Below are 1715 nucleotides of genomic sequence, written 5' to 3' on the forward strand. Positions count from 1 at the left end.
CCTTCCGCCAGTCGTAGTCGGTCTGCCAATAGTGCACGAGCCGCTGGATTGTCGCGAGCTTCACGCCCTGAGATTGGTCGGTGACGATCTCGCTGTCGGGCCAGCGGGTCGCCGCAAGCCGCTGGCGCAAGTCGACGAGGTCTTCGTCGGGAATGTTGGCATGGAACGGCCGGATTGCGTTGCTCAAAGTTCCGGCCGCTGGATGAATGGGGAAAAGGCCGGCCACGCCTGCTGCAGCGATGCCCATGGCCGCCGTGTTCAAGAGTTGCCGCCGGTCGGGCTTGATGAGGTCGACGCTTGATTGTGCGTTCATTGCAGTTCTCCCTTGCTTCGTTCGATCGATGGGTGGCGTTCGCACTCAACGGGCCCGTGTTTGCAGGGACACTGTGATGGAGACGTCGCTCGTTTGCTCGTTATGGATTGTTAGGCGTCGTTAGCCGTTGCGAGTCCGCGGCGCGCGGTGATGTCACAAGCGGGCCATCGGCGCGGCATCGATGTTTGCAACGACGGCGAACGATTTCTTGGAAATGACGGAGAGGTGCATCGGCAGGTGACGCCGCCGCTTCACCTCATGGCAGGAAACGGCGGAGCCTCTGCAATTCAGGCCGGCAATGACTCACCAGTCTGCTCGCGAACCATGTAGTTCGTGTACCGATCCGACCAATTGTCATCGTGTGCGCCGATCCGCTGCACATGGACTCCATATGCGCAGCCCGCGGCCCACCGCGGTGCAGCGGCCAAAATCGCATGATCAACTTCGCGCAAACGAAGGAATAGTGCTTGTTATGGCTTGTTAGAGCCCGTTAGCTATTGCGGGCAGGACAACCATCTCGCTCAGCACGGAAAACGCCTGCCAACTACGCACCTGCGTCGCTACGATCTGCTCTGGTTCCAGGGCCGGCACCGGCCTAAAATCGAAGCTATTTCAAAGCGCTAACGAAGAAGTAAGCCATGGCAACGCCGCCTGCGCGACGCACTGAAACGGTCTCGTTTGGCCCGTTCCTCCTGGTTCCCGGCGAGAGATTGCTGACCAGGGATGGCGCCCGCATCGAGCTTGGCGCCCGCGCCTACGATATTCTCGTGATGCTGTTGTCCCGCCCGAACGAAGTGATCAGCAAGAACGAGCTGATCGCCGAGGTCTGGCCCGGCCTCAACGTCGAAGAAGGTAGCTTGCGCTTCCATGTCGCGGGCCTGCGCAAAGCGCTCGGCGAGGGAAAGGATGGCGCCCGTTATATCTCCACGTCCTCTGGTCGCGGCTACAGTTTTGTTGCAGCAACTTCACGCGCGAGCATTGCAGCCGCGCCTCCGCTCGCCCCCTCCCCAGGTTTTCATCATTACAATCTGCCGAGCCGGCTCGGCACCATGATAGATCGTGAGGAAGACCTTGAGAAACTGTCGCTGCGGCTCGATGCCGACCGGTTTGTCACGATCGTCGGCTCAGGCGGCGTTGGCAAGACCACGGTTGCGGTGGCGATCGCGCACCAGTTGCACACGAGCTTTGACGGCGCGGTGCTGTTCGTCGATCTGAGCATGGTGAGCGATCCTCGCTTCGTGACGACGGGCGTCGCGTCGATGCTGGGCCTCTCCGTCCAGAGCGCGGACGCAACGTCCAGCCTGATCGCATATCTCAGAGACAAGCGGCTTCTGCTTGTGCTCGATACATGCGAACATCTGATTGACGCCGTTGCAACCCTGGCTGCGGCGATCTTCGGGAC

The 1715-nt window shown here is 60.8% G+C and carries 2 protein-coding genes; one reads left to right on the top strand and one right to left on the bottom strand.

Annotated elements, in window-relative coordinates; translation table 11 throughout:
* The coding region (locus AC1D00_RS39915; protein ID WP_477014482.1) for an epoxide hydrolase N-terminal domain-containing protein at nucleotides 1-313 on the bottom strand (313 nt) is incomplete at its 3' end.
* A 770-nt stretch (nucleotides 314-1083) separates the two neighbouring features.
* Between AC1D00_RS39915 and AC1D00_RS39920 the strand changes: the two genes are divergently transcribed.
* The coding region (locus AC1D00_RS39920) for a winged helix-turn-helix domain-containing protein (RefSeq protein WP_477014483.1) at nucleotides 1084-1715 on the top strand (632 nt) is incomplete at its 3' end.

The organism is Bradyrhizobium sp. P2_E8 (genome assembly GCF_056403875.1).